The following is a 22667-nucleotide window of genomic DNA, read 5'->3' as shown; positions in this document are numbered from 1 at the left end:
GCCCGGACTGAGCCGGGTTACTCCTCCTCGTCACCGTCCTCGGGTGCGTCTGGGTCGCGGAAGGGACACAGGCCCTGGCCGGGGACGCTGGCGGTGATGTTGAACAGGTAGCGGCCCAGGAAGTGGACGTGCCGGTCCTTGAGCGGGGAGAGCCGGGCGACGTCCTCGTCCTTGATGTCGTGGCCCTCGGCGCGGAGCCGGGCCACGGCGGCGTCGAGATAGCGGGTGTTCCACAGCGCATCCGGGGCAAACGGGTGAATGGGTATCGTTTGTGCAGGTAGAACGCTTGCGGTCGCGTCCGTGAGAGATCGGTGCCGGCGGGCATGTCATCGTCTGAGGCGGCGTCCGGGGCCAGCGTTCCGGGCGACTTCGCGTATCTGATCCTTCAACAGCTCCGGCGGATAGGCTCGACCAGGTCCGCGAGAGCGCCGAGGCCCTGGTTCTGGGCACCGAGGAGTCGTCGATGCACCATCCGGACCCGCGATATGCCGTTCGGCTTGCCACGTACGGGACCGTGGCCACGCGCCTGTCTCTGCTGAGTGATCGTCGGCTCGGTGAGGTCGTGGCTGCCGCCGACCCGCTCGGGTCCGGTATCGGCGGCAGGTCGGCGGAGCTGGACATCGATGGCACGCGGGTGTTCGTCAAGCGGGTGCCCCTGACGGACACCGAGTTGCGTCCGGAGAATGTGCGGTCGACGGCGAACCTCTTCGGACTGCCGATGTTCTACCAGTACGGGGTGGGCTCAGCGGGGTTCGGGGCCTGGCGAGAGCTGGCCGTGCATGCCATGACCACCAACTGGGTCCTCGGGAACGAGTACGTGGGCTTTCCGCTGATGTACCACTGGCGCATCCTGCCCGACTCCCCTCCCGAAGCGGTCGCCGACGAGTTCGGGGGCATCGACGGGGCGGTCGCGCACTGGGAGGGGTCATCGGCCGTGCGCGAGCGGCTGGAGGCCATCGGCCGGTCCTCGTCCAGCCTGGTTCTCTTCCTGGAACACTTCCCGCAGACACTCGGCGACTGGCTGCACGACTACCGGACTGCCGCGCCGGAGGGCAGGGAGAGTTCGCCGTACCCGTGGGTGGAGCAAGCCCTGACGCGCGGCACCGCCTTCATGAGCTCGCACGGACTCGTCCACTTCGACGCCCACTTCGCCAATGTCCTGACCGACGGCCAGATGCTGTACTTCGCGGACTTCGGCCTCGCCCTGAGTTCCGGCTTCGAACTGTCAGCGGCCGAGGCGGAGTTCCTCTCCGACCACCTCGCGTATGACCGCTGCCACACCGTGAGTCACCTGCTCCGCCATCACCTGCCCGATGGCCTGCGCGGCGGGATGGAACACGAGGCATTCTTGAGGGAGTGGGACGCAGGTCACTGGCCCGATGGCGTCCCGGGCGAGATCGCCTCGATCATCAACCGGCACTCCCGAGCTGCCGTGATCTTCGGCGAGTTCGCCCGTCGTCTGCTCACCGAGAGCAAGCGGACGCCGTTTCCGGCCGCCGAGGTCGGGCGGGCCTGGGGCCCTGCGGTCGCGGCACCCCACTGAGACCGGCCTTCGGCACAAGATCGCCGTCAGGACATCGCGGGACGGGTGACGTGCCGGGGACCGAGGCGGCGTCGCAGTTCGAGCATGGGCGGCAGCCCCTCAACGTCCCTGGTCGCCGCGCTCGCCCAGGCCGGCCCGGAGGCCGGGAGGTCGCGGAGGTCCTCGCCACGGTGAGACCGCCGACCGCGGCCCGCCAGCTCCTGGGACTACCGATCGCCGTGCCGTTGTGATTCCGACGGTGCCGGGGCGGGCAGTGGGCCGTGGCCTCCAGCGCCTCGCGGGGTGCGACCTGAGAGGGCACCGGGGCTTCAACGGGCAAGAGGGCGTGTCCGGTCGGCGGCGGAAGGGGCGACCGGCATCTACCCACAGGGACCCTGCGGGACGGCGTGCGCGACCTCCACCGGCTCCGGCACCGTGTCGAACGGGACACCGCTCACTCGGTCTTCAGGATCTCGGGCCTGCACTGACCGCTTCGTCGTCGAGTACGGCAGCGGCCTGGGCCGCCAGGTCGGCGGCGACCAGGCGCGCCTCAAGGGGCGGCGGTGCGGAGTCCGGCCCCGGGGTCATCATGAAGCGGCCCTGATAGCGGCCGTGGACGATCGCGCGCAGTTCGATCTCGCCGTCCGGCCAGCCCTGCCGCTCCAGGTCCCAGATCCAGCCGGCCACCTTCACCGTCCCGTCCGGGTCGAGGCGCGCCGGCCGCCCGATGAGCGTGCCGTACTCGAAGCGGCACGCCCGCAGTTCGAGCACCTCGATCAGCTCGTCCCGCACCCGTCGGACGACCTCGTCGGACGACGTGCTGAGACCGGCCAGCCGGCTCGTCCCGTGCAGCCGTTCCAGATGCGTGGCGTCCACGACCGCCACTCGTCCCATCGTCCGACCGTACGCGGCCAGCTGCGACACGATCAGGCCGACGAGCAAGAGCAGGACGGCGGTCTCGATGTCGGCCCGGTCGTGGATGTGGAAGCTCTGGTACGGCTCGGTGTGGAAGAAGTCGAACCACGCGGCGGCCGACAGGGCGGCGAGGGCACCGGCGAAGCGGTTGCCGAGGGCCGACACCGCGACGACCACCACGACGAGCACCAGCCCGAGATCGGTGTGCGTGACGGAGGTCCGCAGCGGCACGAGCGCGAGCGCGGCGCCGAGCGGTGCCAGGACTCCGGCGGCCACGGCGGCCGTGTCCCGAAGCGGAATCCTCATGACCCACCTCGCAAGATCCAGCCCCCCTCTGCCCCGACACCTCAAGCCTCCGCCCGGCGCTGCGCGGAGGGCACCGGGCGGAGGAGTCCTTGACGTATCCCTGACGGGGCAGGTGCTGACGTCAGTGTCCGGGTCAGCAGCGGAAGCGAAGCCGGCAGACGACGGCGTCCGTGTCGCGGCGGACTGCGTGGGCGACGACCGCGCCCCGCTGGTTCTGCAGGGCGCGCTGCCACAGACGCTCGGGTTCGGCCTCCGGGATGAGGACGGTGACCCGGGTACCCGCTTCGGTTGCGCGCAGGTCGCGTACGTAGGCGGTGATGGGCCGGCCGAGGGAGCGACGCTCGGACGGAAGCCGCACGAGGGGCACGCCCGGGTTCCACAGGGCCCAGTCCCGCTCCAGGGCCTCGGTGGCCGCCTGGTCCTCGTGGTCCGGGTGGCAGACGGTGAGGGCGCGCACCTCGTCGCCGAGGGAGACGGCGGCGGTGAGGGCCTCGCTGGTGACCCGGGTCAGGGAGGACACGGGCACCAGAACGAGGGAGCGCTCGCGGTGCGGGGCCTCCGGTATCCGGCCGACGCCGAGACGCTCGCCGATCTTCCCGTACGCTCGGTGCACGGCCTCGAAGGCGAGGACGAGCAGCGGCAGCGCGATCACGATCAGCCAGGCGCCGTCGTGGAACTTGGTGGCGGTGACGACGACCGCGGAGACACCGGTGAGGACGGCGCCGAGGCCGTTGAGCAGGGCCTTCGGCGCCCACTTGGGCCCCCTCTCCTGGCGCCAGTGCAGGACCATGCCGGTCTGGGCGATCGTGAAGCCGACGAAGACGCCGATCGCGAAGAGCGGCACGAGGGTGTTGGTGTCGCCGCCGGAGAAGACCAGCAGCCCGGCGGAGACGACGGCCAGCCAGACGACGCCGTGGCGGTGAACCTGCCGGTCGGCCTTGAGGCCGAAGACGTGCGGCAGGTAGTTGTCGCGGGCGAGGAGCTTCAGGAGCACCGGCAGCCCGCCGAAGGAAGTGTTCGCGGAGAGGGCGAGCAGCAGCATCGTGGCGAACTGGACGACGTAGAAGGCCCAGTTGTGCCCCAGGGAGGCATCGGCGAGCTGAGCGAGGACGGTGACGCCCCCGACGGGCTGGAGGCCGAAGCGGGAGATCAGGACGGACAGGCCGATCAGCATCACGCCGAGCAGCGCGCCCAGGGCGACCTCGGCGCGCATGGCGCGTCGGGCGGCGGGGGCGCGGAAGGAGGGCACCGCGTTCGCTATCGCCTCCACACCGGTGAGGGCGGAGCAGCCGGAGGCGAACGCCTTCAGGAGCAGCAGGGCGCCGACGGTGGTGGCGTTGTCCGCGAGGACGGAGGCGTGACCGTCCGAAGCGGCCGTGGAGACGGGGGCGTCACGGAACAGGCCGACGACGATCAGCGTCAGGATCGCGCCGATGAAGACGGCGGTCGGGAGGATGAAAGCGCGCGCCGAGTCGACGATCCCCCGCAGGTTCACGCCCGTGATCAGGACGAGTACGGCCAGGCAGATCCACAGGCGGTCGCCGTAGAGCCCGGGGAAGGCGGAGGTCAGTGCGGCGACGCCGGCCGTCACGGCCACGGCCACGTTCAGGACGTAGTCCAGGACCAGGGAGCCGGCGGCCACGAGGCTGGTCCGTCGGCCGAGGTGGGCCTTCGCCACCGCGTAGGAGCCGCCGCCGTCCGGGAAGGCTGCGATGACCTGCCGGTACGAGGCGACGAGGACGGCCAGCAGGGCCGCGATGGCCAGGGTGACCGGGAGCGTGAAGCCGAGGCCGTAGCCGCCGGCCGCGGCGAGGACGAGGACGATGGCCTCGGGACCGTAGGCCACGGAGGCCATCGCGTCGAGCGACAGGGCGGCGAGTCCGGTGACCGCGGTCAGCTTGTGGCGCGCACCGGTGTCAGGGGGCTCCTCGGCAACGGGTGCAGTCCCGTTCTCGGTGGTCAGCGCGGACATGCGGGTGTCTCCTTCGTACTCAGTTCCGCTCAGGGTGTCCCCCGGCCGGCGCGGTCCCAGCACTTCCTGGCGCGTTCTTTGCGCCGGGTGCCGCTCTCTTCACACGTTTTTGACACCTGGGCTCCGACGACGGCCGGTCATCCAGTACCCCGCAAGGGCTCCTCGGGCTGCGGTCGAGCCATGGGCCGGAACCATGCGCGTACACCCGCGGGCCTCCGGGTGCTACGCGAGTCGCCGTCGCTCGCCGCCGCACCGGCCGTATGCGTAGCCGGAATCGTCCTGGACCTCGTGTGGGTGCTCGGCCTGGGAGCGCGGCTCCTCATCGCGGCCATCCTGATGGAACTCGTCTACCGCCCGTGAGATCGCCGTGGACGGCCCCGGACACGCACGTGTAGAAGGTCTTCCCCGGGCACAGTGCCCGACCTCCCTGACGTCCAGAACGCTGCCTTCGGTCGTCCAGTACGCAGCCCGGAGCACCTCTCAGCGGGCCCCCCGGGACCCGCTGAGAGGTGCAGAAGGCGTGCCCCGGGCGCGAGGGACGTCTTGGGTGCGTGAGCTTTTCGGCGCCCTAGGCGATCACTCCGAGGTCTGACGCAGCACCATGCAGACGAAGCCGAAGCTGTCCCGGTACCCGTGCAGCCACTCCGAGCGGGCGGCGTTGGCCGTTTCCAGCGCCTGCGCGGCGGCCGGATGGGCGGGGTGGTCGAGTGCCCACGCGGCCAGGGAGCCCCAGCAGGCCCACTCGTAGGTGTCCAGCTCAGCCCGGGTGCTGACGTGGCAGTGGACCGGGGTCCAGCCGTCGGCGACGACGCGGTCGACCGTGGTCGCCAGGTCGTCGAGGTCACCGAAGATCTCCACGGCCGCCGGTGACGGGTCGCGGTCCCAGAACGACTCGCCGATCAGGACGCGGCCACCGGGAGCCAGGTGCTCGCGGGCTGCCGCGAGCGTGGGCAAGAGGCCGCCGTAAGCGTGCGTGGCACCGATGCTGATCACCAGGTCGAACGGCTGTGGGGAGACGAAGTCCGCGGCCGCCTGCCGGTGGAGGACCAGGCGCTCGTCGACCCCGAGTTCGCTCGCTGCCTGGCGGGCCCGCGTCAGGGCGACTTCGGACACGTCGACGCCTTCGGCGTGCAGGGCCGGGCGCGTGGCCAGAGCGCGCAGCAGCCATTCCGCCGTGCCGCATCCGAGGTCGAGGACGCGCTCGTCGCCTCGCGGCAGGCCGCGTTCGAGCAGCCGGCTGACCGAATCGTCACCGAGCGGGGACTTGATCGGGTGGTCGGCATGCGCAATGCCGGAGATCTGTTCACGGCTCATCGGCGCAGCCTCCACCGTTTCGAGGAGCAGTCTTGCGGCCACCGCCGTCCCGTCGGTGCGGATCGTGTCGGCGACGGCCTTCGCCCGTGCTTCCGTTTCGGGGGTCAGGGCTGTCGCGAGTGCGGCCGACAGGGACTCGACGGTCGGGGTCGGGCCGTCGTGGGCGGCTCCGATGCCGAGTTCGGCCACACGGCCGGCCCAGTAGGGCTGGTCCGCCATCTGGGGTACCACGACCTGGGGCGCGCCGGCCCGGGCGGCCGTCGTCGTGGTGCCCGCGCCGCCGTGGTGCACGATGGCGGCCACCCGGCGGAAGAGGGCCTGATGGTTGACCTCATCGATGGCGAGGCAGTCGTCCTTGTCGTCGGCCGGTTCCAGGTCGGCCCAGCCGTGGGAGAGCAGGACACGGCGGCCCTGCGCGCGGATGGCCTCGATGGCAGCCCGAGTGACGTTCTGCGCGTCGCGCACGGGAATGCTGCCGAAGCCCACGTACACCGGTGGTGTTCCGGCGTTCAGGAACGCCTCCAGATCAGCCGGGAGCGGGCGTTCGTCCGGTCGGATCCACGCGCCGGTCTGCACCACGTCGAGGTCCGCAGGTTCCAGCCACGGACTCAGGACCGGGTCGGCAGCCAGCAACGGCCGATCGGTGAGGACGTGGTCGCGGACGCTGTCCACCGGGGGCAGGCCGATCGATGCCCGGTGCGTGTTGATCGCCGTGCCGAACAGAGCGTTCAGGTTCTCCGCGTTCAGCTCCCACAGCGCCCGGTTGCCGGTCGCCTCCGCTGGGACGGGCCGGCCCGGCCACGCCAGCGGGGGATGGTGTGGCGACGGCAGGAACGCCGGAAAGTAGGCCACGGACATGTAGGGGATGCCCAGCTGCTCCGCCACCGACCGCGCGGCGGCCATGGCCGGGATCAGGCCGGTCGCCACCACCACGTCACAGCCCTCTGCGGCCGCGGCGACCGCATCGTACGTGGAGGTGAGCAACGCGGCCGTGCGCTCGGCCAAGCCCTCCGCCGCCGCCGGCGCCGTGCCGGTCACCACTGCCTTCACGACCGGCCGCAACGGCCGGCCGATCGGTGCCAGCGGGAAGCCCAGGCTCTCCAGCGGCTCCGCGAAGTCCGGCGGCGCGCACACGCGCACCTCCGCGCCGAGCGCCCGCAGACCCACTGCGAGTCCCACCATCGGCTCGACGTCTCCACGCGACCCGTACGCCATCAACAACACACGCATTGAGCGGTTCTCATTTCCATGGGTGCCGGCCTGGGCCGGTGAATGTGAGGCAAGGCCGGGGCCTTGCCGGAAGCCTCGGGGGGACCTCGGGGGCGGAGCTGCGGCGGTCACCGAGCCCCGGCAGCTCACGGCTGCCCTGGGTACCGGGTACGGAGGCGACTGCGTCGGAACGCATCGCGACGTGGGCCCCGGCCTGCTCCGGGCGCACATGGGTGCAGCCCGACCAATCCCCCATCCGCATGTGCGGACGGAACGGACTTGCTGGCGATCAGTCCTCGATCGCCTGGTACAGAGTGGTCCAGAAGTCGTGCATCAGGTGGATCGAGTCGGGCACGGATGTGCCGACCTGGGTGAGGAGGATGCCGACGACGTTGTTGACGGGGTCGGCGTAGGTGGAGGTGCCGGCGCCGCCGTCCCAGCCGAACTGCCCGACGGGGGCGTAGTCGCCGCGGTAGGTCCGTACCGCCATTCCGAAGCCCCAGCCGCCGTGCTGGCCCTGTCCGAAGGAGATGTGGACGTTGTTGGTGGCCAGTTCGGTGCGGGCGGCGTTCTGGGCGGGGGTGAGGCGGTTGGTGGTCATCAGTTCCACGGCCTGCCTGGACAGAACGCGCTCGCCGCCGTGCTTGCCGCCGTTCAGCAGCATCCTGAAGGAGGCGTGGTAGTCGTCCGCGGTGGAGGCCAGCCCACCGCCGCCGCTCTGGAACGCCGGAGGGGTGTTCCAACGGCCGCCCTTGGGCGCGTCCCATACGTGGAACTCGCCGGACTCCGGATCGGGCGCGTAGAGGACCGGCAGCCTTTCGATCTTGTGGTCCGGGATGTGGAAGCCGGTGTCGTCCATCCCCAGTGGGCCGAAGACGTGTTCGCGCAGCGCATCCTCGAAGGTCTTGCCGGTCACCCGGGAGACCAGTACGCCGGTCAGGTCGCTGGCGAGCTGGTATTGCCAGTGGTCGCCGGGCTGGTGCATCAGCGGCAGGGTGCCCAGGCGGCGCAGCCATTCGTCCTGCCCGGGCATCGGCGTGGGCAGGTTGGGCGTCAGCCCCTGTGCGAAGACCTCGTTCATGATCGGCGTACCGATGGAGGTCATGTCCATACCGAGGCCGAAGGTGGAGGTCAGCACGTCCCGGACGGTGACGGGACGGCGCGCCGGGACCGTGTCGTCGAGCGGGCCGTCGAACGTCTTCAGCACCTGACGGTCGGCCAGCTCCGGCAGCCATCGGTCCACCGGGTCGTCCAGCCGCAGCCGGCACTCGTCGAGCAGCACCATCGCCGCCGCTATCGACACCGGCTTGGAAGTGGACGCCATCCGGAAGATGGTGTCCCGGCGCATCGGCGCGCCGCCCTCGTGCTCCATTGTGCCGAGCGTCTCGACGTGCGTCTCGTCGTCCTTGCTGTACAGCGCGACGACGCCGGGGATCTTGCCGGAATCGACGTGTCGGGCCAGCACGTCGCGGATCCTGCGCTGCCCGGAAGCGGTGAACTGGGACATGGCGGGGTGGCGCTCCCTTGTCGGGTGGAAATGTCGGGTGGAGGGGGTGAGGTGAGAAGGAGGAGGTGGTGGATGAGGGGGTCAGAGGCTGCGGGCGGAGACGTTGCCGCTGCCGCTGGTGGCGCTGATCTCACGCACGGGGGAGCCGTCGTTCTTCAGGACGTTGCTGACGCGGCCGTGGCGGGCGTCGGCGTCGAGCGTGGCGGAGACACCGGGGGCGGCGGCGATCGAGATGTCGCCGTGCTGGGTGTGGAGCACCACCGTGCCGCGCACCGCCTCGCCGATGGTGATGCCGCCCCGCGCGGCGGAGATCTCCGCGGGCCGCCCAGCCGGCCGACGTGGACATCGCCGTCGATAGTGGTAAGCCGCAGGCCCTTGCCGGCGTCCGCGGGACGCACCTCTGCGGTGGTCTCGGCGCGGTCGGCGGCGAGGAGGCTGATGCGCCCGGCGGGGATCTCCACAACGGCGGCGATCGCCTCGGGGGTCTTGAACATCTGCATGGGACGTTCTCCTTGGTGGGGTGGTCTGGCTGTGGCAAGGCCAGGTGGTGGAGTGGTCAGGTGGTGGGCAGGTCGAGTTGGTATTCGTGGGTGCTGCGGTGGAAGCGGAAGCCCAGCTGCCGGTTCACGGCGAGCATGTGTGTGTTGTCCTGGGCGTTGTCGGTCTCGATCTCCACGATTCCGGGGTGCTCGGCGCGGAGCCTGCGCACCATCTGTGCCTTGACCCACAGCCCGAGCCCGTGGCCGCGGTGTGCGGGCACCACGGCGGTGTCGTACTGCAGTGCCCGGCGGGTCTCCCCGGCCCGGATGACGATCTCGGTGTATCCGGCCATCTCCCCCTTGACGAGCGCGGCGGTCGTCAGCAGTACGTCACCGCGCTCGGCCAGGACTTCGGCCATGGCCCGGACCCGGTCGGCGGTCCAGGTCTGGCTGCCGTAGTCCATGTCGCCCATGGGCATGTCGTTCATCGCGTTCTTGGCGGCGGCGAACGCCTCGGCCAGGTCGTCGGGAACCGTGCCGGTCCAGTCGGCCAGTTCGTAGCCGGGGTGCTCGGCGTCGGCCGCGGCATCATCGGCTCGGGCGACGTCGAGCAGCAGGTGATCCAACGCCAGCACCCGCCGGAAGCCTCGCGCGGTGCAGAAGGCGTCCCCCGGTCCGTCGCCGGACACGGCAGCGATGATGCTGCGCCGTTCCTCGGCCCGTGCCGCCGCCGCGACCGTGGCCAGCAGGAGCGAGCCGACGCCCGAGCGCCGCCGGTCGGGAGCGACGTGCAGCTCCAGCTCCGACAAGTGCCTTTGACCGGGCGAGGTGAACAACCGCAGCCCTGCCACGCCGACCACTGCGCCGTCGGGCACGGTGGCCTGCCAGAGAAGTCGCCGGTTGTCCCGCCCGGGGACGGCGAGTTGGGCGTGGACCTGATCGACCGTGGGCCGGGGCTCTTCCGGCAGGTCGCCGGCGAGCGAGGCAGCTACGACCGCGTGCCAGGCGGCGGCGTCTTCAGGGGAGACACGAGTGAGGGGGACGACGCTGATCATGTGGGGATCCTCGGTGGGGAAGGCGGTCTCGTTCAGGAGAGAGGTCGGAGTGGATCGGTTCGGGCCACCCGACGCAGCCTGTGTCATCGCGTTCACGTTTCTCAGTCGGTGTGGCGCACGAGCGGCCAGTCGATGTCGATACGGGCCGTCGTGGCCAGGTAGTTGGAGAACACGTTGAGAGCGACGTGGGCGACGACCTCGACGATCTGCCCGTCGGACAGACCGGCGCGCCGGGCGGCGGCCAGCTGCTCGTCGGTGACGGCTCCGCGGTCGCGGACCATCACGGCGGCCAGCTCCAGGACGGCGGCGGCCCAGGGGTCCTCGGCCTCACCGTGGCGTGCGCGCCCGGCCTCGGCGGTACTCAGTCCGGCCGTCCTCGTCGCGCGGAACGCGTGCACGGACAGGCAGTAGTCGGATCCGTTCTCCTGGGCCACCAGCAGTGCGATGCTCTCGCGTACGGCCGCCGGCAGGGTTCCCGCCGCGCTCAGGGCGGTGACGACGGCCACGTACCCCTTGAGTACGGGGGGACTGTTGGCCATCACCCTGGCCAGGTTCGGTACGACTCCCAGGGCCTGGTGCGTGGCGTTGAACAGGGCTGCGGTCTCGCCGGTCGTGTTCTCCGGTTCGACGGTGTGGAGTGCTGTCATGCGGAGAACTCTGCCGGGCGATCTTGATACATTCCCGATGCGTCTTCGATGCGCGCGACGGTGACCTCTGGAGTGGCGGCATGCGGTTCACGATCCTCGGCCCGGTGGAGGCCGTGGCTCCCGGTACGGACACGCCCAGCCTGGCGCCCCGTCATCGGGCCGTGCTCGCCTACCTGTTGCTGCATTCCGGGGTCGCGATCAGTGTGGATCGCCTGATCGACGCGATGTGGGGGCCGCTGCCGCCGGATTCCGCCCGCGCGCAGATCCAGACCACGATCGCCGCGATCCGGCGGATGCTGCGCGCTTCAGGGGCCGACGGGATGCTGGCGACGCGGCCGGCCGGGTACGTGATCACCCCCGAACCGGGGCAGCTCGATCTGGAGGAGTTCACCAGCCGAATCGCCACGGCGCAGGCCGACTCCGACGACCCGGGGGACATCGCGGACCGGATCCGTGCCGCGCTGGCACTGTGGCGGGGCGAGCCGCTGGCCGACATCACCGCCCCCTACGTCCAGGGCACCCGAGCACGTCTGAACGGGCAGCTGCTGACCGCTGTCGAGCGCCTGGCCGAGCTGGAGCTGGCCCGGGGGCGGCACGACAATCTCATCGACGAACTGTCCGTCCACGCCTCGGCCCATCCCCTGCGGGAACGGCTCTGCTGCCAGCTGATGCTCGCCCTGCACCGCGCCGGACGCCAGACCGACGCGCTGCAGGTGGCACGGGACTTCCGGACCGCCCTGGCCGAACAGCAAGGGCTCGACCCCGGCCACGCGTTCGGGAAGCTCGAACAGGACATCCTGCGAGACGCCCCCGAACTGCGGCCGCCGGTCACCGCGCCCTCTGTCCCGCCCGCCGCCGCGCAGTCCGTCACGCCGGACGCCGGGCCCGCCGCCGCGCCGGCGAAGCCGCAGGGGGTCAACTTCCTACCGTACGACGTCCCGGACTTCACCGGACGCGAAGACGAGGTCGCCGGGCTGATCCGCCTGTGGTCGGGCGGCAGCGGCGGTGTCGTGACGATCTCGGCGATCGACGGGATGGCCGGGGTCGGCAAGACGACGCTCGCTGTCCACGCGGGGCACCGCCTCGCGGACCGCTTCCCGGACGGGCAGCTCTTCGTCGACCTGCAGGCGCACACCGCCGGCCAGGTCCCCCTCGACGCCGGTGCCGCACTCGAGGTCCTTCTGGGCCAACTCGGCGTACCCGCCTCACACATACCCGCGTCGGTCGCCGATCGCGCCGCGCTGTGGCGGTCCGAACTCTCCGGCCGCCGTGTGCTGGCCGTGCTGGACAACGCTCTCGGCGCCGACCAGGTACGCCAGTTGCTGCCCGGAGCGGCCTCGCGCGCCCTCGTCCTGATCACCAGCCGCCGACGGCTGACCGACCTGGACGGGGCGCACGCCCTGTCCCTGGACGTACTGCCCGCCACGGACGCCGAGGAGATGTTCACGGCGATCGTCGGCGCACGGGCGGTCGCCGAACCCCTGGCCGTCCTCGACGTCCTGCAGTTGTGCGGATTCCTGCCGCTGGCCGTCCGCATCGCCGCCGCCCGCCTGCACCACCGACCCCGCTGGACCGTCGCGTACCTCGCCGACCGGCTCCGCGACCAGCGCCGCAGACTCTCCGAGCTGGCCACGTCGGAGCGCGGAGTGGCAGCGGCGTTCACGCTGTCCTACGAGCAGCTGACCGAGGACCAGCAGCGCATGTTCCGGCTCATGGGACTCCAGCCGGGCCGCGACATCAGCGCCGAGGCGGCATCCGCGCTTACCGGCCTCCCGCTCGACGAGGCCGAAACGCTCCTCGAAGACCTCCTGGATGCCCATGTACTGACGCAACATCAACTGGGCCGCTACACCTTCCACGACCTGCTGCGCGAACACGCCCTCGCCACCGCGGCCGCCCAGGAGGCCCCCGACTCTCGGCGCGAGGCCCTCGGCCGGCTGTTCCACCACTATCTCCACATCGCGAGTACGGCCATCGACCATCTCTACCCCGAGGGCAGGAACCGCAGGCCGCGCATCCCCGCGCCGGACACTCCGGCATGGCCCCCGCGGGACGAGGCCGAGGCGATCGCCTGGCTGGACGCCGAACGCGCGAACCTCATGGCGACCGGCCAGTACGCGGCCGAGCACGACATGCTCCCGCACACCACCCGACTGGCCGCCACCCTGCACCGCTACCTCCTCGGCCACGCCCACCAGGCCGACGCGCTGGCCCTCCACGGCCTGGCACTCCAAGCCGGCCGCCGGAGCGGCGACACCGCCGCCGAAGCGCGCACGCTCATCGATCTCGGCGAAGTGCATTTCTGGTGGCACGGCGACCACGAGCAGGCGGCTGAGCAATACCGGCACGCCCTGGACCTCGCGCACGGGATCGGCGACCGAGGCGCCGAGGCCCGCGCACTGCAGGGCCTCGGCATCGTCTCCAGGCGCCGACGGGACTACGACCGGGCCCACGACCACAGCGCGCAGGCCCTCGCGTTCTTCCGCGAGCTCGGCGACCGCGGCGGCGAGGCCCGATGCCTGACCGATCTCGGCATCGTCCACGAGCACCGGGGGCGGCACGAGGACGCCCACGAGCACCATCGGCAGGCGCTGCACGCGTACCGCGAGACGGGATCCCGCATCGGCGAGACCATCGTGCTGAACAACATCGGGCTGCTGTACCAGCGACAGGGCCGCTACGACGAAGCCCGGCGGCAGCACCGCCAGGCCCTTGAGCTGTGCCGCAAGTTCGACTTCCCCGGAGACGAGGCCGAGTCGCTCAACGCCCTCGCGGAAGCAGCCCGTTCGCTGGGCGACCTGACCCAGGCCGTGACCGAACACGACAACGCTCTGGCCCTCGCCCGCGAATTCGGCTACCGCCCCGAACAGGCCCGCGCCCATGACGGCATGGCGCACGCCCACCGCGACCTCGGCCGCATCGACCTCGCCCACGACCACGCCCGCCAGGCCCTCGACCTCTACACCGCCCTCGCCGTCCCCGAGGCCGACGAGATCCGCACCTTCCTCGCCGGGCTGCCGCCGACCACGAACGGTCCCGACGACGACAGCCATGTTGTGAGGGCCTGCATCCAGGCATCCTGACCGGGGCCGTCACCTATTCCCCGGACGACCCTCGTCGACAGCGGCGGGATACCGATTGGCCTGGTTTCAGCCGACGCGGACCGACAAATGACTCCGTCCTGCTCGGACCGACCATCGACACGGCGAGGCGCCAGGTCGGGAACCTCCCCACTGACGCCACCGTGCATCGCGACTCCGCCTACGACGGCAAGCCCAGTCGCCAGGTGTTGGGGCGCAGGGCCTTACCGACAAGATCGCCCGCAGAGGGGTGCCCGCCCCGTTCCAAGTCGGCACACGCTGGATGGTCGAACGCACCCAGTCCTGAATGAACGGCTAGGGAAAGATCCGGCGGCACTTTGAGCGAGACGGCCGAGTAGTCGTGGACCGCTCCACCATCACCCCGGCCATCGGCGAGGTGCGGCCCCTGCTTGCCGCGCGGGGGTGCGTCGTCGGCCCCGAGGTTCGGCTGCGGACCCTGGCCGAGGTCGTCGACCACCTCGGCGCCATCTGCCGCGGTCGGAGACGAACCTGCGGAGCAGGTCGGTGTCCTTGTAGTCGATGTACGTGATGCCGGCCGCGTCGAGCGGGTTCGGGCGGGACTTCGCGGGCTTGCGGGGGTCGGGGCATCGGGCCATGTCGCGGCTCCTTCGATTGAGCGGTTCAGTGGGGGCGTACGAGGTCAAGTGGCGTCGAGAAGGGAGTCGAAGGCGGCGAGCAGGTGCTTCCAGGCCTCGCGTCCCGCCTGGTACTCGGCGTTCGTCAGCAGGCAGGAGTCGAGGAGTTCCTCGAGCCCGTCCCGGTCGAGGCCGGGCGAGGTGAACACGAGGTGCTGGCAGCAGTCACCGTGCTCGGGGTGCCAGTCGAGGGCGGCGGCCGCCCGGCGTACGGGCGGGACCATCTCCCAGGCGGCGTCGGGCAGGGACGCCAGCCAGGGGCCCGCGTTCTCCACGCACAGCGCTCCGCCGGCCGCGTCCCAGGCGAGCAGGACGTCGGGACGGTCGGCGAGCCAGAACCGGCCGCGACTGCGACGCCATCCTCAGTTGGCGGTCGGCCGGCCCGCACCTCGACGTCCGCGAGTGCGATCTGGCTGGAGGAACCCGACACCCCATCCTGGGAAGCCGCCTCCGCACAGCGCCGCACCCTCGCCTCCTGGCACTGGGACGTCTACTACGGCGAGCGGCGCAGTGAGATCAGATTCACCGGGCCACACCTCGACGTCGACCGCATCACCGGCGCACTGGATGCCGCCCTGGTCACCGACGCCGAACTCGCATCGGGCCGCGCGAGCTGGACCGGGTGGTCCGACCCTCTCTTCAGCCACACAGGGCAAGATTGATAATGGGATCCATTTTCATATAGCCTCTGCGTGTCAGCAACCGGACCAAGGAGTCTCACGATGGCCGTCCCCAAACGGAAGATGTCCCGCAGCAACACCCGTCACCGCCGTGCCCAGTGGAAGGCGGTCACGCCCCAGCTGGTGCCGGTCACCGTGGACGGCGTCGTCCACCGGGTCCCGCAGCGCCTTGCGAAGGCGTACGAGCGCGGCCTGATCCAGTCGGAAGGCTGAGCGCTCATGACGCCCACCGACCGGCTTCCCGTGACCGTGTTGTCCGGGTTCCTCGGGGCGGGGAAGACCACCCTGCTCAACCATGTCCTCGGCAATCGCGAAGGGCTGCGGGTCGCGGTCATCGTCAACGACATGAGCGAGGTCAACATCGACGCCGCACTCGTCCGCGGCGGCGAGGCGGCCCTGTCCCGCACCGAGGAGCGGCTGGTCGAGATGACCAACGGGTGCATCTGCTGCACCCTGCGCGACGACCTGCTGGAGGAGGTCGACCGGCTCGCCCGCGAAGGCCGCTTCGACTACCTGCTCATCGAGTCCAGTGGCATCTCCGAGCCCATGCCCGTGGCCGCGGCGTTCTCCTTCCCCCGCGACGACGGCGCCACCCTCGGCGACCTCGCCCGGCTCGACACCATGGTGACCGTCGTGGATGCCGCGGGCTTCCTGCCCGAGCTGGACGGCGGCGACGAACTCGTCGCCCGCGGGCTCGACCAGTACGAGGACGACGAGCGGACCGTGAGCGACCTCCTCATGGACCAGGTCGAGTTCGCGGACGTCATCGTCCTCAACAAGCTCGACCTAGTCGGCCCGGAAGAGGCACGCCTGCTGCGCGCCACGCTGTCCCGCCTCAATCCGGAAGCGCGGATCGTCCCCGCCGTACGCGGCCAGGTGCCCCTCGAACACATCCTGGGAACCGGCCTGTTCGACGTCGAGCGGGTGCAGCAGGCCCCCGGCTGGGTGAAGGAGCTCAACGGCGACCACGTACCGGAGACCGAGGAGTACGGCAACTCGGCCGGCGGCAGCACGGTCCCGGTCATAGCCCGCCTGGTCCAGGCGGACGAGGACTCGCCCAGGTGCCGTCCCGCTGCCAGGGCCGGAAACAGGTCATAGAGCCGGCCCCACGGCCCATAACGCTCGGGCACGTCCCGCCAGGGAACACGGGTGCGGGTCCGCCACCATATGCCGTCTATCAGCTGCCGCCGCGTCCACACCTGCGGCCTGCCGGCTTGATGCCTCGCGGCAGCAGCGGCTTAAGCCGGGCCCACTGGCCGTTCGTCAGATTCCCACGTCCCAGAAGAAGTGATCACCAACGAACAAGATCCACTTTCGCAATCATAGGCCCGCTAATCCGGTGATCTGCACCGTTTGTCCCGCTATACCTGCCCGCCTGGTCCGACCCGACAGGAAACCAGAGGAAACCTGACAGTTCCCTGACACGGCTCGACTACGAAGGAGCCATGACCCCCGCTCCTCCTCGCCGCGCCACCGGCACAGCCCGAACCCTCGCACTGCCCCTGTTCCTCGCTCTGGTCTCTCCGCTCACCGTGCCCGGCACCGCGGCCGCCACGACTACCGCGACTACCGCGACTACCGCGACGGTGCAGACCGGTCCGCAGCGAGGGACGCCGTCAACCGGCTCCGCCACCGTGCAGCGCGGCCCTCTGCGGGCCAAGGTGCCCGTCAACGCCTGCGTGCCCAAGCGACTGCACGTCAAGGCGATCGCCTTCACGGCCAGGGACGGCGTCCGGCTGGCCGGTCTCGTCCTGGGCAGCGGGCCGCGCGGCGTGGTCCTCTCCCACGAGAACGGCTGGAACATCTGCAGCTGGCTGGCGTTCGCCGAGGAGCTCGCCGCCGTCGGCTACCAGGTCCTGGTCTACGACCAGCGCAATGTGCACGACGGGGCTTCCGAGCAGGGCGGCAGGGCCGCCAACTTGCACTTCGACCGGGACGTCCGGGCCGCCGTCCAACAGCTCAGGGACCGGGGCGCGCGGCACATCCTCGCGGGCGGAGCGTCCATGGGCGGCACCGCGACGGCGACCGTCGCCCCCGAGATCCCCGAACTCGTCGGCCTGCTCATCCTGTCCTCGCCCCGCGAGCTCCCGGTGCTGAAGCCCCTCCCCGGCCTTGCGAAGGTGAAGGTGCCCTCCTTCTTCGCCGCGGCCACGGGCGACCAGACCTTCGTCGACGAGGTGCGCGCCCTCCACCTGGCGTCCGGAGCCAAGAACAAGCAACTCCACATCCTCGACAGCCCCGTCCACGGAGTCGACATGATGGAGGACGGCGAGGCCGGCGCACGCCTCCACGACCAGGCCCGGGCCTTCGTCGATGAAGCCTTCCGCACGGCCGGCGCTTCCGCGCCCCCGGCAGGCCACACCAATTCCCTTCCCCCGCCGACCGGGTCACCGGCCACACCCGCCGGCACCGAACCGCCCACACCGCGGGCAGCGGCCCACGCCGAAGAGGAGCCCGACCGCTCACCGCTCACCGCCATCGGCGTGGCGTGTGCCCTTCTCGTGGCGGCGGTCGCGGGCGCCGGCGTGGCCGCGCGACGCGGCCGAGGCGCCCGGCACCGCCGCTGACTCCCGGGCGGCCCGGCCAGGTACCGCCCGCACATGGCGGCCCGGACGATCCGAGCCCCAGACGATCCGAAAGGAAGAACACTCATGGCAGTGAAGCACCGCAGGCGGCTCTTCTCCGGAAGAGCAGGCCGCAGAGCCCTTGTCGCCGGCGCCGTGGCAGCGGTCGCGGCCGCGGTGGTCGTACCCGTGCAGGCCTCGGCCGGTAAGGCCGCGCCCGGCCAGGAGACCGGTCAGGAAGCCCGTCCCGGAACCCACGAGGTGGCGGAGGCCTGGTACGACCTCGGCGACCAGGCGTTCACGCCGCCCGCCCCCTACGAGGGCAAAGCCGAACTCGCCGCCGTCGTCCACTACCCAAAGGACGTGGCCAAGGGCCGGCATCCCCTGATCGTGATGCAGCACGGACTGTGGCACACCTGCGCGGACCGCGCGGCACAGACCAAGCTCGAGGCCGCACAGAAGGCACTGGCCGAAGCCGAGAAGACCGGCGACGAGGACGAGGTGGCCCGCCTGCTCACCCTCGTCGAACAAACGAGCGCCCCCTTGTGGTCCTGGCCCTGCCGGGACGGAGTCCGCCCCCTGCCCAGCAGTTCCGGATACGACTTCCTAGCCAAGGCCCTCGCCCGCGAGGGCTTCATCGTGGTCTCCATGGGCGCCAACGGCATCAACGCGACCAGCGCGGGACAGGCCCCGTCGGTGTACCAGGCCCGCGCCGCCCTGATCGACAAGCATCTGGAACTGTGGCGTCAACTCTCCCAGGCGAAGGGCCCCTTGCTGGGTAAGCTGAAGGACGCACGGACGGGCCAGGACAGCCGCGCCAGGTTCGCCGGCCATGTGGACCTCGGCCGGGTCGGCACCCTCGGCCACTCCATGGGGGGCGGCGGAGTGATGCAACACGCATCCGACGCCCGGCACGGTGCCTGGCCCCAAGGCGTCAAGGTGAAGGCCGTACTCGGCCTCGCCCCCACCGCGACCTGGGACGTCGAACCGATCACCAAGATCCCGCTCGCCGTGCTGTGGGGCACCTGCGACCAAGTCAACACCGGCCGGTACATCGTCTGGAACAAGGGGAAGAACAAGGCCCCCCTGCACGGCGTCACCCTGACCGGCGGCAACCACAACTCCTTCAACACCCAGTGGTCCCCCGCGAGCGGACAGGTCGGCGGGAAGAACGACGCCGTCTCCGGCCGGCGTCCCGGGTACTGCGTCTCCCAGGACGGCCAGGAGCAGGAACACTCCAGACTGGACGAGGCCACCCAGCGCCGGATCACCACCGCCTACACGACGGCTTTCTTCCGCCGCTACCTCATGGGCGACACCTCCGCCGACGCCCTGCTGACAGGCAGGAAGCACCTGCCATACGCCCCGGGCACGGTGAACGTGGAACACGTCCCGCCGCAACGACGAGGGTGACCCTCCGGACCACACGCCGAAAAAGGCCGCCCGACGAAAGCAGAGCACGACCTCAGTGCCACAGCGTGGTCGGCCCCTTGGGGGCGTCCCAGTGCTGGTGCAGGTCGAGGGTGTTCAACGAAGAACACAAGAAGGGCGCTGACCTCACCCGACAGCGCCCCTCTTCAGCCTTGGGCTGACAGCGGCACTTGGGACGGACCCGCAGGCAAGCGGTTGTCGGGGTACACGTGAACGTGCCCAGCCACGTACGAATGAACGTGCCCAGTTCTTGACGTGCTGAGGGTTGCTGTTGGGCAGCTGCTGCTGGCCTGTTCGGGGCCGGCGGAGGGCGGCTCGCCGAGGTCTTGGACCCGCAGCGATGGATGGAGCTTCGACGATTTCTCCGGCTGTTCGAGTCCGGGGCGATGAGCTTGTCCGAGATCGCGAAGGAGACGGGACTCAACCGCCGCACGGTCCGCAAATACCTGGCAGCCCAGGCACCGATCTCTCCGCCTCGCCGGGCATCGGGAGGCCTCCGGGCGCAGCGGGACAATCATCGGCGCTGTTCTGCGTGAGGAATCATCATGGGCACCGCCATCGCTCCCTGCGGATGTCCGGCCACGCTGCATCTGCCGATCCTCGCGGACGGACCTGCGGCCACCAGGCCCGTCAGCCCGCAGCACGGCTCCTGGCACAGGAGGCGGACGCCTGCCCCCGTGAGGTTGCCGAGGATCTCGTACTCGTCGTCTCGGAGCTGGTCGGCAACGCGGTACTGCACGCCGCCGGACCCTACGCGCTCACCTTGAGCCTGGAGCGGGGCCGGGCGGGTACCGCCGTCAGCGACGGGACGGCGGACCTGACCGGGAGCCACCGCGACGCGCGGCGCAAGGAGCCGGGGGGGCCGGGGGGCCGGGGACTGAAGATCGTCCGGGCGCTGGGGGCGGACCTCTTCGTCAGCCCCTCCATCCGGGGCAGGCAGGTCATCGCGGTCCTCACCTGGTAGCCCAGGCGGAAGGACGTGGTGCCGCGGGCGGCTGTGCCGACAGCCGCCCGCGGCCGACCCGCCTGGAGCGCGCTGCCCTCCGGGCGGATCACCGGTCCGCGGCACCCCGTCTTGTAGGTGGCGGACCGGAGCTCTTCTCGCGGTGCTCGGTCAGGCGTTGACGCAGGTGTTGCCGAAGGACGGGTTCAGCAGCCCGATCACGCTGACGGTGTTGCCGCACGCGTTGACCGGGATGTGGACGGGAACCTGAAGGAGGTTGCCCGATCCCACTCCCGGCGAGTAGGCGGCCACTCCCTGCGCACCGGCATCGGCCGATGCCATCGACGCCCCGCCGACGACCACCGCACCGGCCGCCAGGGCCACCGCCAGACCGTGTCGCACACGAACCATGTGAACTACCTCCTACGAGGGTGCCTCGGCCGCGCAACCCGCGCGGCCGGTGAGGGGAGCCAAGAACGTCGCTCCACTCTCCTCACGCACCGTCTTCGCCGCCCTACGCCCTCCGGCTTGGCCGCTGCGCCCGGCTTCCCTCGAACGGGTTACTCACGGATGGCGCGGGTGACGTAGCACCCCCCATCCACGCGCCCGTCCGCTACGGAGAATGGACGAGACACCCACCAGACTTCGGTGACCGGAGCGCCCCCGGACGGTCCAGCACGATCGAGCGACGACAAAGGACCGGCTTGCGATGGACGCCCCGCCCCCCGACGGCCGGCCCAGGCCGCCCCTTCGCCTTCTGCTCACGACCGGAGCGGCGCAGGTAAACCAGCCGCTTCCCTTTGGCGTCGGCCGCAGCGGCCGCCCCGCCCCCAGCGACCTCACCGAGATCATGGGCAAGGTGGCGCGCGGCGACAAGCAGGCATTCACCGCCCTCTACGACACCCTGACACCCCTGGTCTTCGGCATTGTGGTCAAAGTGGTGCGCGACCGCGCGCAGTCCGAGGAGGTCACCCAGGAGGTCATGATCGACCTGTGGCGGCAGGCGGCGCGCTACCGGCCCGAGGCCGGCGCGGTGACGGCGTGGGCGGCGGCGATCGCCCACCGTCGGGCCGTGGACCGGGTCCGCTCCGCCCAGGCCGCCACCGACCGCGATCAGGCCCAGGCAGTCCGCGAGCACACCACCGCCTTCGACGAGGTCGCCGAACAGGTCGAGACCCGCCTGGAGTCCGAGCAGGTCCGGCGCTGTGTGCTCGGCCTGACCGAACTGCAGCGGCAGGCGATCACCCTCGCGTACTACCAAGGGCTGACCTACCGTGAAGTCGCCGAATCCCTGCGCACGCCGCTTCCCACCATCAAGACACGCATGCGCGACGGGCTCAACCGGCTCCGCGACTGCTTGGGGGTGACCACATGAACCACCACGCCACCGACGCCCACACCCTCGTCGCCGCCTACGCCCTGGGCGCACTCGAAGACGCCGAACGCAAGGACTTCGACGCCCACCTCCAGACGTGCGAGGCGTGCCGCCAGGAAGCCGCCGAGTTCCAGGCGACCGCAGCACGCCTGGCGGCAGCGGTCGCCCAGCCGCCGCCTCCGGCCGCCAAGGCACAGGTCATGGCCGCCATCGACGGCGTACGTCAGCTGCCCCCACGCGTCCCCGCCGCCAGTGCGGCGCCCGCCCTCGGCGGCATCCTGCGCCGCCGGGCCGTACCCCTGGCCCTGGCCGCCGGCGTGGCCGCCGCCGCACTGGGCGGAGTCGCGGTGTGGCAGACGCAGAACGGAGAGGACCTCGAACAGCGGGCCCGCCAGGCCCAGCAGCAGCTCGACGCGGTCAGTGCCGTCCTGGCAGCCCCGGACGCCCAGACCGTTCACGGCAAGTCCGCCAATGGGGCCCTGACCACCGTCGTCACGTCCGACCAGCAGAACAAGGCCGTCTTCACCGCCGCCAACCTGCCCGCACCCGGTCCCGGAAAGACCTATCAGTTGTGGCTCGACCACGACGGCACGATGCTCCCGGCCGGTCTGATCGACCGCGACGGCGCCGTGATCCTCACCGGCGATCCGGCGGACGCTGGCGCCGTCGGCCTCACCCTCGAGCCCGACGGAGGATCCCCCCAGCCCACCACCGACCCCCTGCTCCTGATGGCCCTGCCCGCCTGACCGGGCGCTCCGCATCGATCAGCGATCGAGGTACTTCATGGCGAGCGCCCCGGCGATCGGGACATCGTCGGCGACTTCTGCCTGTCCGGCGTACGTCTGGACGGCGAAACCGTCCATCGCCGCGACCACACCCTGTGCGAGCAGCGCGGCAAGCCGCTCGTCCTCGTCTTCTACCCCGGCGACGACACCCCGGTGTGCAGCGCACAGCTGTGCTCGTACTCCGACGGCCTGGCCGGCTGAACGGGCACATCTCTTCCTCCGGACCC

19 protein-coding genes and 6 pseudogenes are annotated in these 22667 nt (G+C 70.9%); 12 read left to right on the top strand and 13 right to left on the bottom strand.

Annotated features, from left to right (window positions below):
* Window positions 1-17: 17 nt before the first annotated feature.
* A pseudogene (locus ACZ3ZE_RS28435) lies at window positions 18-236 on the bottom strand (Tn3 family transposase); the annotation flags it as partial.
* A gap of 227 nt (window positions 237-463) precedes the next feature.
* Between ACZ3ZE_RS28435 and ACZ3ZE_RS28430 the strand changes: the two are divergent.
* Window positions 464-1543, top strand: coding sequence for a protein kinase family protein (locus tag ACZ3ZE_RS28430; RefSeq protein ID WP_467261298.1), 1080 nt, complete (start codon window positions 464-466; stop codon window positions 1541-1543).
* Between the two features lie 444 nt (window positions 1544-1987).
* Here ACZ3ZE_RS28430 and ACZ3ZE_RS28425 read toward each other — a convergent pair whose 3' ends face one another.
* The gene (locus ACZ3ZE_RS28425; protein ID WP_467261296.1) at window positions 1988-2743 is read right to left on the bottom strand and encodes a DUF4118 domain-containing protein; all 756 of its coding nucleotides are present in this window, start codon (window positions 2741-2743) and stop codon (window positions 1988-1990) included.
* Between the two features lie 133 nt (window positions 2744-2876).
* On the bottom strand, window positions 2877-4715 hold the full coding sequence (locus ACZ3ZE_RS28420; RefSeq protein WP_442304835.1) for an APC family permease: 1839 nt from the start codon (window positions 4713-4715) through the stop codon (window positions 2877-2879).
* A 180-nt stretch (window positions 4716-4895) separates the two neighbouring features.
* Between ACZ3ZE_RS28420 and ACZ3ZE_RS28415 the strand changes: the two genes are divergently transcribed.
* Window positions 4896-5075 carry a hypothetical protein gene (locus tag ACZ3ZE_RS28415; protein WP_467261295.1) on the top strand — a complete coding sequence of 60 codons (180 nt, stop codon included), beginning with the start codon at window positions 4896-4898 and terminating at the stop codon, window positions 5073-5075.
* 216 nt (window positions 5076-5291) lie between these two features.
* Here ACZ3ZE_RS28415 and ACZ3ZE_RS28410 read toward each other — a convergent pair whose 3' ends face one another.
* From ACZ3ZE_RS28410 to ACZ3ZE_RS28385, 6 genes and pseudogenes are all read right to left on the bottom strand, one after another.
* Complete coding sequence (locus ACZ3ZE_RS28410; RefSeq protein WP_361629651.1) at window positions 5292-6029, bottom strand: SAM-dependent methyltransferase; 738 nt, start codon at window positions 6027-6029, stop codon at window positions 5292-5294.
* 12 nt (window positions 6030-6041) lie between these two features.
* A pseudogene (locus ACZ3ZE_RS28405) lies at window positions 6042-7259 on the bottom strand (glycosyltransferase); the annotation flags it as partial.
* A 268-nt stretch (window positions 7260-7527) separates the two neighbouring features.
* The gene (locus ACZ3ZE_RS28400) at window positions 7528-8745 is read right to left on the bottom strand and encodes a serine hydrolase domain-containing protein (protein ID WP_467261293.1); all 1218 of its coding nucleotides are present in this window, start codon (window positions 8743-8745) and stop codon (window positions 7528-7530) included.
* Window positions 8746-8826: 81 nt separating this feature from the next.
* Window positions 8827-9245: pseudogene (locus ACZ3ZE_RS28395) on the bottom strand (DUF4097 family beta strand repeat-containing protein).
* Window positions 9246-9301: 56 nt separating this feature from the next.
* A complete protein-coding gene (locus ACZ3ZE_RS28390; RefSeq protein WP_361629564.1) occupies window positions 9302-10279 on the bottom strand; it encodes a GNAT family N-acetyltransferase in 978 nt (325 codons plus the stop codon).
* 101 nt (window positions 10280-10380) lie between these two features.
* Window positions 10381-10926 (bottom strand): carboxymuconolactone decarboxylase family protein, encoded by a 546-nt coding sequence (locus ACZ3ZE_RS28385; RefSeq protein WP_361629561.1) that lies wholly within the window; start codon window positions 10924-10926, stop codon window positions 10381-10383.
* 80 nt (window positions 10927-11006) lie between these two features.
* Here ACZ3ZE_RS28385 and ACZ3ZE_RS28380 point away from each other — a divergent pair, with 80 nt between their 5' ends.
* Window positions 11007-14009 (top strand): AfsR/SARP family transcriptional regulator, encoded by a 3003-nt coding sequence (locus tag ACZ3ZE_RS28380; protein WP_467261291.1) that lies wholly within the window; start codon window positions 11007-11009, stop codon window positions 14007-14009.
* Window positions 14010-14383: 374 nt separating this feature from the next.
* Here the strand turns inward: ACZ3ZE_RS28380 and ACZ3ZE_RS28375 are convergent, their stop codons facing one another.
* Both ACZ3ZE_RS28375 and ACZ3ZE_RS28370 read right to left on the bottom strand, forming a co-directional pair.
* Window positions 14384-14623, bottom strand: a complete 240-nt coding sequence (locus ACZ3ZE_RS28375; RefSeq protein WP_467261289.1) for a 30S ribosomal protein S18 — start codon at window positions 14621-14623, stop codon at window positions 14384-14386.
* 44 nt (window positions 14624-14667) lie between these two features.
* Window positions 14668-15015, bottom strand: a pseudogene (locus ACZ3ZE_RS28370) (CobW C-terminal domain-containing protein); the annotation flags it as partial.
* Between the two features lie 369 nt (window positions 15016-15384).
* On the opposite strand from ACZ3ZE_RS28370, the gene rpmF reads away from it, so the two are divergent.
* Both rpmF and ACZ3ZE_RS28360 read left to right on the top strand, forming a co-directional pair.
* Entirely contained in the window at window positions 15385-15555 is a 171-nt protein-coding gene (gene rpmF / locus ACZ3ZE_RS28365) for a 50S ribosomal protein L32 (RefSeq protein WP_363291559.1), read from the top strand.
* A gap of 6 nt (window positions 15556-15561) precedes the next feature.
* A pseudogene (locus ACZ3ZE_RS28360) lies at window positions 15562-16344 on the top strand (GTP-binding protein); the annotation flags it as partial.
* A 140-nt stretch (window positions 16345-16484) separates the two neighbouring features.
* Here the strand turns inward: ACZ3ZE_RS28360 and ACZ3ZE_RS28355 are convergent.
* A pseudogene (locus ACZ3ZE_RS28355) lies at window positions 16485-16541 on the bottom strand (hypothetical protein); the annotation flags it as partial.
* Window positions 16542-16976: 435 nt separating this feature from the next.
* On the opposite strand from ACZ3ZE_RS28355, the gene ACZ3ZE_RS28350 reads away from it, so the two are divergent.
* The 4 genes from ACZ3ZE_RS28350 to ACZ3ZE_RS28335 all read left to right on the top strand — a co-directional run bounded on the left by ACZ3ZE_RS28350 (window position 16977) and on the right by ACZ3ZE_RS28335 (window position 20301).
* Entirely contained in the window at window positions 16977-17909 is a 933-nt protein-coding gene (locus ACZ3ZE_RS28350; RefSeq protein WP_363291560.1) for an alpha/beta hydrolase, read from the top strand.
* An 84-nt stretch (window positions 17910-17993) separates the two neighbouring features.
* Window positions 17994-19319, top strand: coding sequence for an alpha/beta hydrolase (locus tag ACZ3ZE_RS28345; protein WP_363291562.1), 1326 nt, complete (start codon window positions 17994-17996; stop codon window positions 19317-19319).
* Between the two features lie 362 nt (window positions 19320-19681).
* Entirely contained in the window at window positions 19682-19873 is a 192-nt protein-coding gene (locus ACZ3ZE_RS28340; RefSeq protein WP_467261287.1) for a helix-turn-helix domain-containing protein, read from the top strand.
* A gap of 35 nt (window positions 19874-19908) precedes the next feature.
* Window positions 19909-20301: an ATP-binding protein gene (locus ACZ3ZE_RS28335; RefSeq protein ID WP_467261285.1), complete on the top strand. Its 393-nt coding sequence runs from the start codon at window positions 19909-19911 to the stop codon at window positions 20299-20301.
* Between the two features lie 150 nt (window positions 20302-20451).
* Here the strand turns inward: ACZ3ZE_RS28335 and ACZ3ZE_RS28330 are convergent, their stop codons facing one another.
* On the bottom strand, window positions 20452-20691 hold the full coding sequence (locus tag ACZ3ZE_RS28330) for a chaplin (protein ID WP_361631123.1): 240 nt from the start codon (window positions 20689-20691) through the stop codon (window positions 20452-20454).
* Window positions 20692-20989: 298 nt separating this feature from the next.
* Here ACZ3ZE_RS28330 and sigK point away from each other — a divergent pair, with 298 nt between their 5' ends.
* The 3 genes from sigK to ACZ3ZE_RS28315 all read left to right on the top strand — a co-directional run bounded on the left by sigK (window position 20990) and on the right by ACZ3ZE_RS28315 (window position 22641).
* Window positions 20990-21655 carry an ECF RNA polymerase sigma factor SigK gene (gene sigK / locus ACZ3ZE_RS28325; RefSeq protein WP_467261283.1) on the top strand — a complete coding sequence of 222 codons (666 nt, stop codon included), beginning with the start codon at window positions 20990-20992 and terminating at the stop codon, window positions 21653-21655.
* Window positions 21652-22401 carry an anti-sigma factor gene (locus tag ACZ3ZE_RS28320; RefSeq protein ID WP_363291563.1) on the top strand — a complete coding sequence of 250 codons (750 nt, stop codon included), beginning with the start codon at window positions 21652-21654 and terminating at the stop codon, window positions 22399-22401. The genes sigK and ACZ3ZE_RS28320 overlap by 4 nt, the downstream gene beginning before the upstream one ends.
* Window positions 22402-22482: 81 nt before the next feature.
* Window positions 22483-22641, top strand: coding sequence for a redoxin domain-containing protein (locus ACZ3ZE_RS28315; protein WP_467261348.1), 159 nt, complete (start codon window positions 22483-22485; stop codon window positions 22639-22641).
* Window positions 22642-22667 lie beyond the last annotated feature (26 nt).

Source organism: Streptomyces sp. NPDC023157, assembly GCF_055560575.1.
This window is presented reverse-complemented; position numbering and strand designations above follow the sequence as displayed.

What these genes read in the sequence shown, in the direction of transcription:
- ACZ3ZE_RS28430 (WP_467261298.1), top strand. Translation starts at nt 464, where the DNA reads ATGCACCATCCGGACCCGCGATATGCCGTTCGGCTTGCCACGTACGGG.
- ACZ3ZE_RS28425 (WP_467261296.1), bottom strand. Translation starts at nt 2,743, where the DNA reads ATGAGGATTCCGCTTCGGGACACGGCCGCCGTGGCCGCCGGAGTCCTG.
- ACZ3ZE_RS28420 (WP_442304835.1), bottom strand. Translation starts at nt 4,715, where the DNA reads ATGTCCGCGCTGACCACCGAGAACGGGACTGCACCCGTTGCCGAGGAG.
- ACZ3ZE_RS28415 (WP_467261295.1), top strand. Translation starts at nt 4,896, where the DNA reads ATGGGCCGGAACCATGCGCGTACACCCGCGGGCCTCCGGGTGCTACGC.
- ACZ3ZE_RS28410 (WP_361629651.1), bottom strand. Translation starts at nt 6,029, where the DNA reads ATGAGCCGTGAACAGATCTCCGGCATTGCGCATGCCGACCACCCGATC.
- ACZ3ZE_RS28400 (WP_467261293.1), bottom strand. Translation starts at nt 8,745, where the DNA reads ATGTCCCAGTTCACCGCTTCCGGGCAGCGCAGGATCCGCGACGTGCTG.
- ACZ3ZE_RS28390 (WP_361629564.1), bottom strand. Translation starts at nt 10,279, where the DNA reads ATGATCAGCGTCGTCCCCCTCACTCGTGTCTCCCCTGAAGACGCCGCC.
- ACZ3ZE_RS28385 (WP_361629561.1), bottom strand. Translation starts at nt 10,926, where the DNA reads ATGACAGCACTCCACACCGTCGAACCGGAGAACACGACCGGCGAGACC.
- ACZ3ZE_RS28380 (WP_467261291.1), top strand. Translation starts at nt 11,007, where the DNA reads ATGCGGTTCACGATCCTCGGCCCGGTGGAGGCCGTGGCTCCCGGTACG.
- ACZ3ZE_RS28375 (WP_467261289.1), bottom strand. Translation starts at nt 14,623, where the DNA reads ATGGCCCGATGCCCCGACCCCCGCAAGCCCGCGAAGTCCCGCCCGAAC.
- rpmF (WP_363291559.1), top strand. Translation starts at nt 15,385, where the DNA reads ATGGCCGTCCCCAAACGGAAGATGTCCCGCAGCAACACCCGTCACCGC.
- ACZ3ZE_RS28345 (WP_363291562.1), top strand. Translation starts at nt 17,994, where the DNA reads ATGGCAGTGAAGCACCGCAGGCGGCTCTTCTCCGGAAGAGCAGGCCGC.
- ACZ3ZE_RS28340 (WP_467261287.1), top strand. Translation starts at nt 19,682, where the DNA reads ATGGAGCTTCGACGATTTCTCCGGCTGTTCGAGTCCGGGGCGATGAGC.
- ACZ3ZE_RS28335 (WP_467261285.1), top strand. Translation starts at nt 19,909, where the DNA reads ATGTCCGGCCACGCTGCATCTGCCGATCCTCGCGGACGGACCTGCGGC.
- ACZ3ZE_RS28330 (WP_361631123.1), bottom strand. Translation starts at nt 20,691, where the DNA reads ATGGTTCGTGTGCGACACGGTCTGGCGGTGGCCCTGGCGGCCGGTGCG.
- sigK (WP_467261283.1), top strand. Translation starts at nt 20,990, where the DNA reads ATGGACGCCCCGCCCCCCGACGGCCGGCCCAGGCCGCCCCTTCGCCTT.
- ACZ3ZE_RS28320 (WP_363291563.1), top strand. Translation starts at nt 21,652, where the DNA reads ATGAACCACCACGCCACCGACGCCCACACCCTCGTCGCCGCCTACGCC.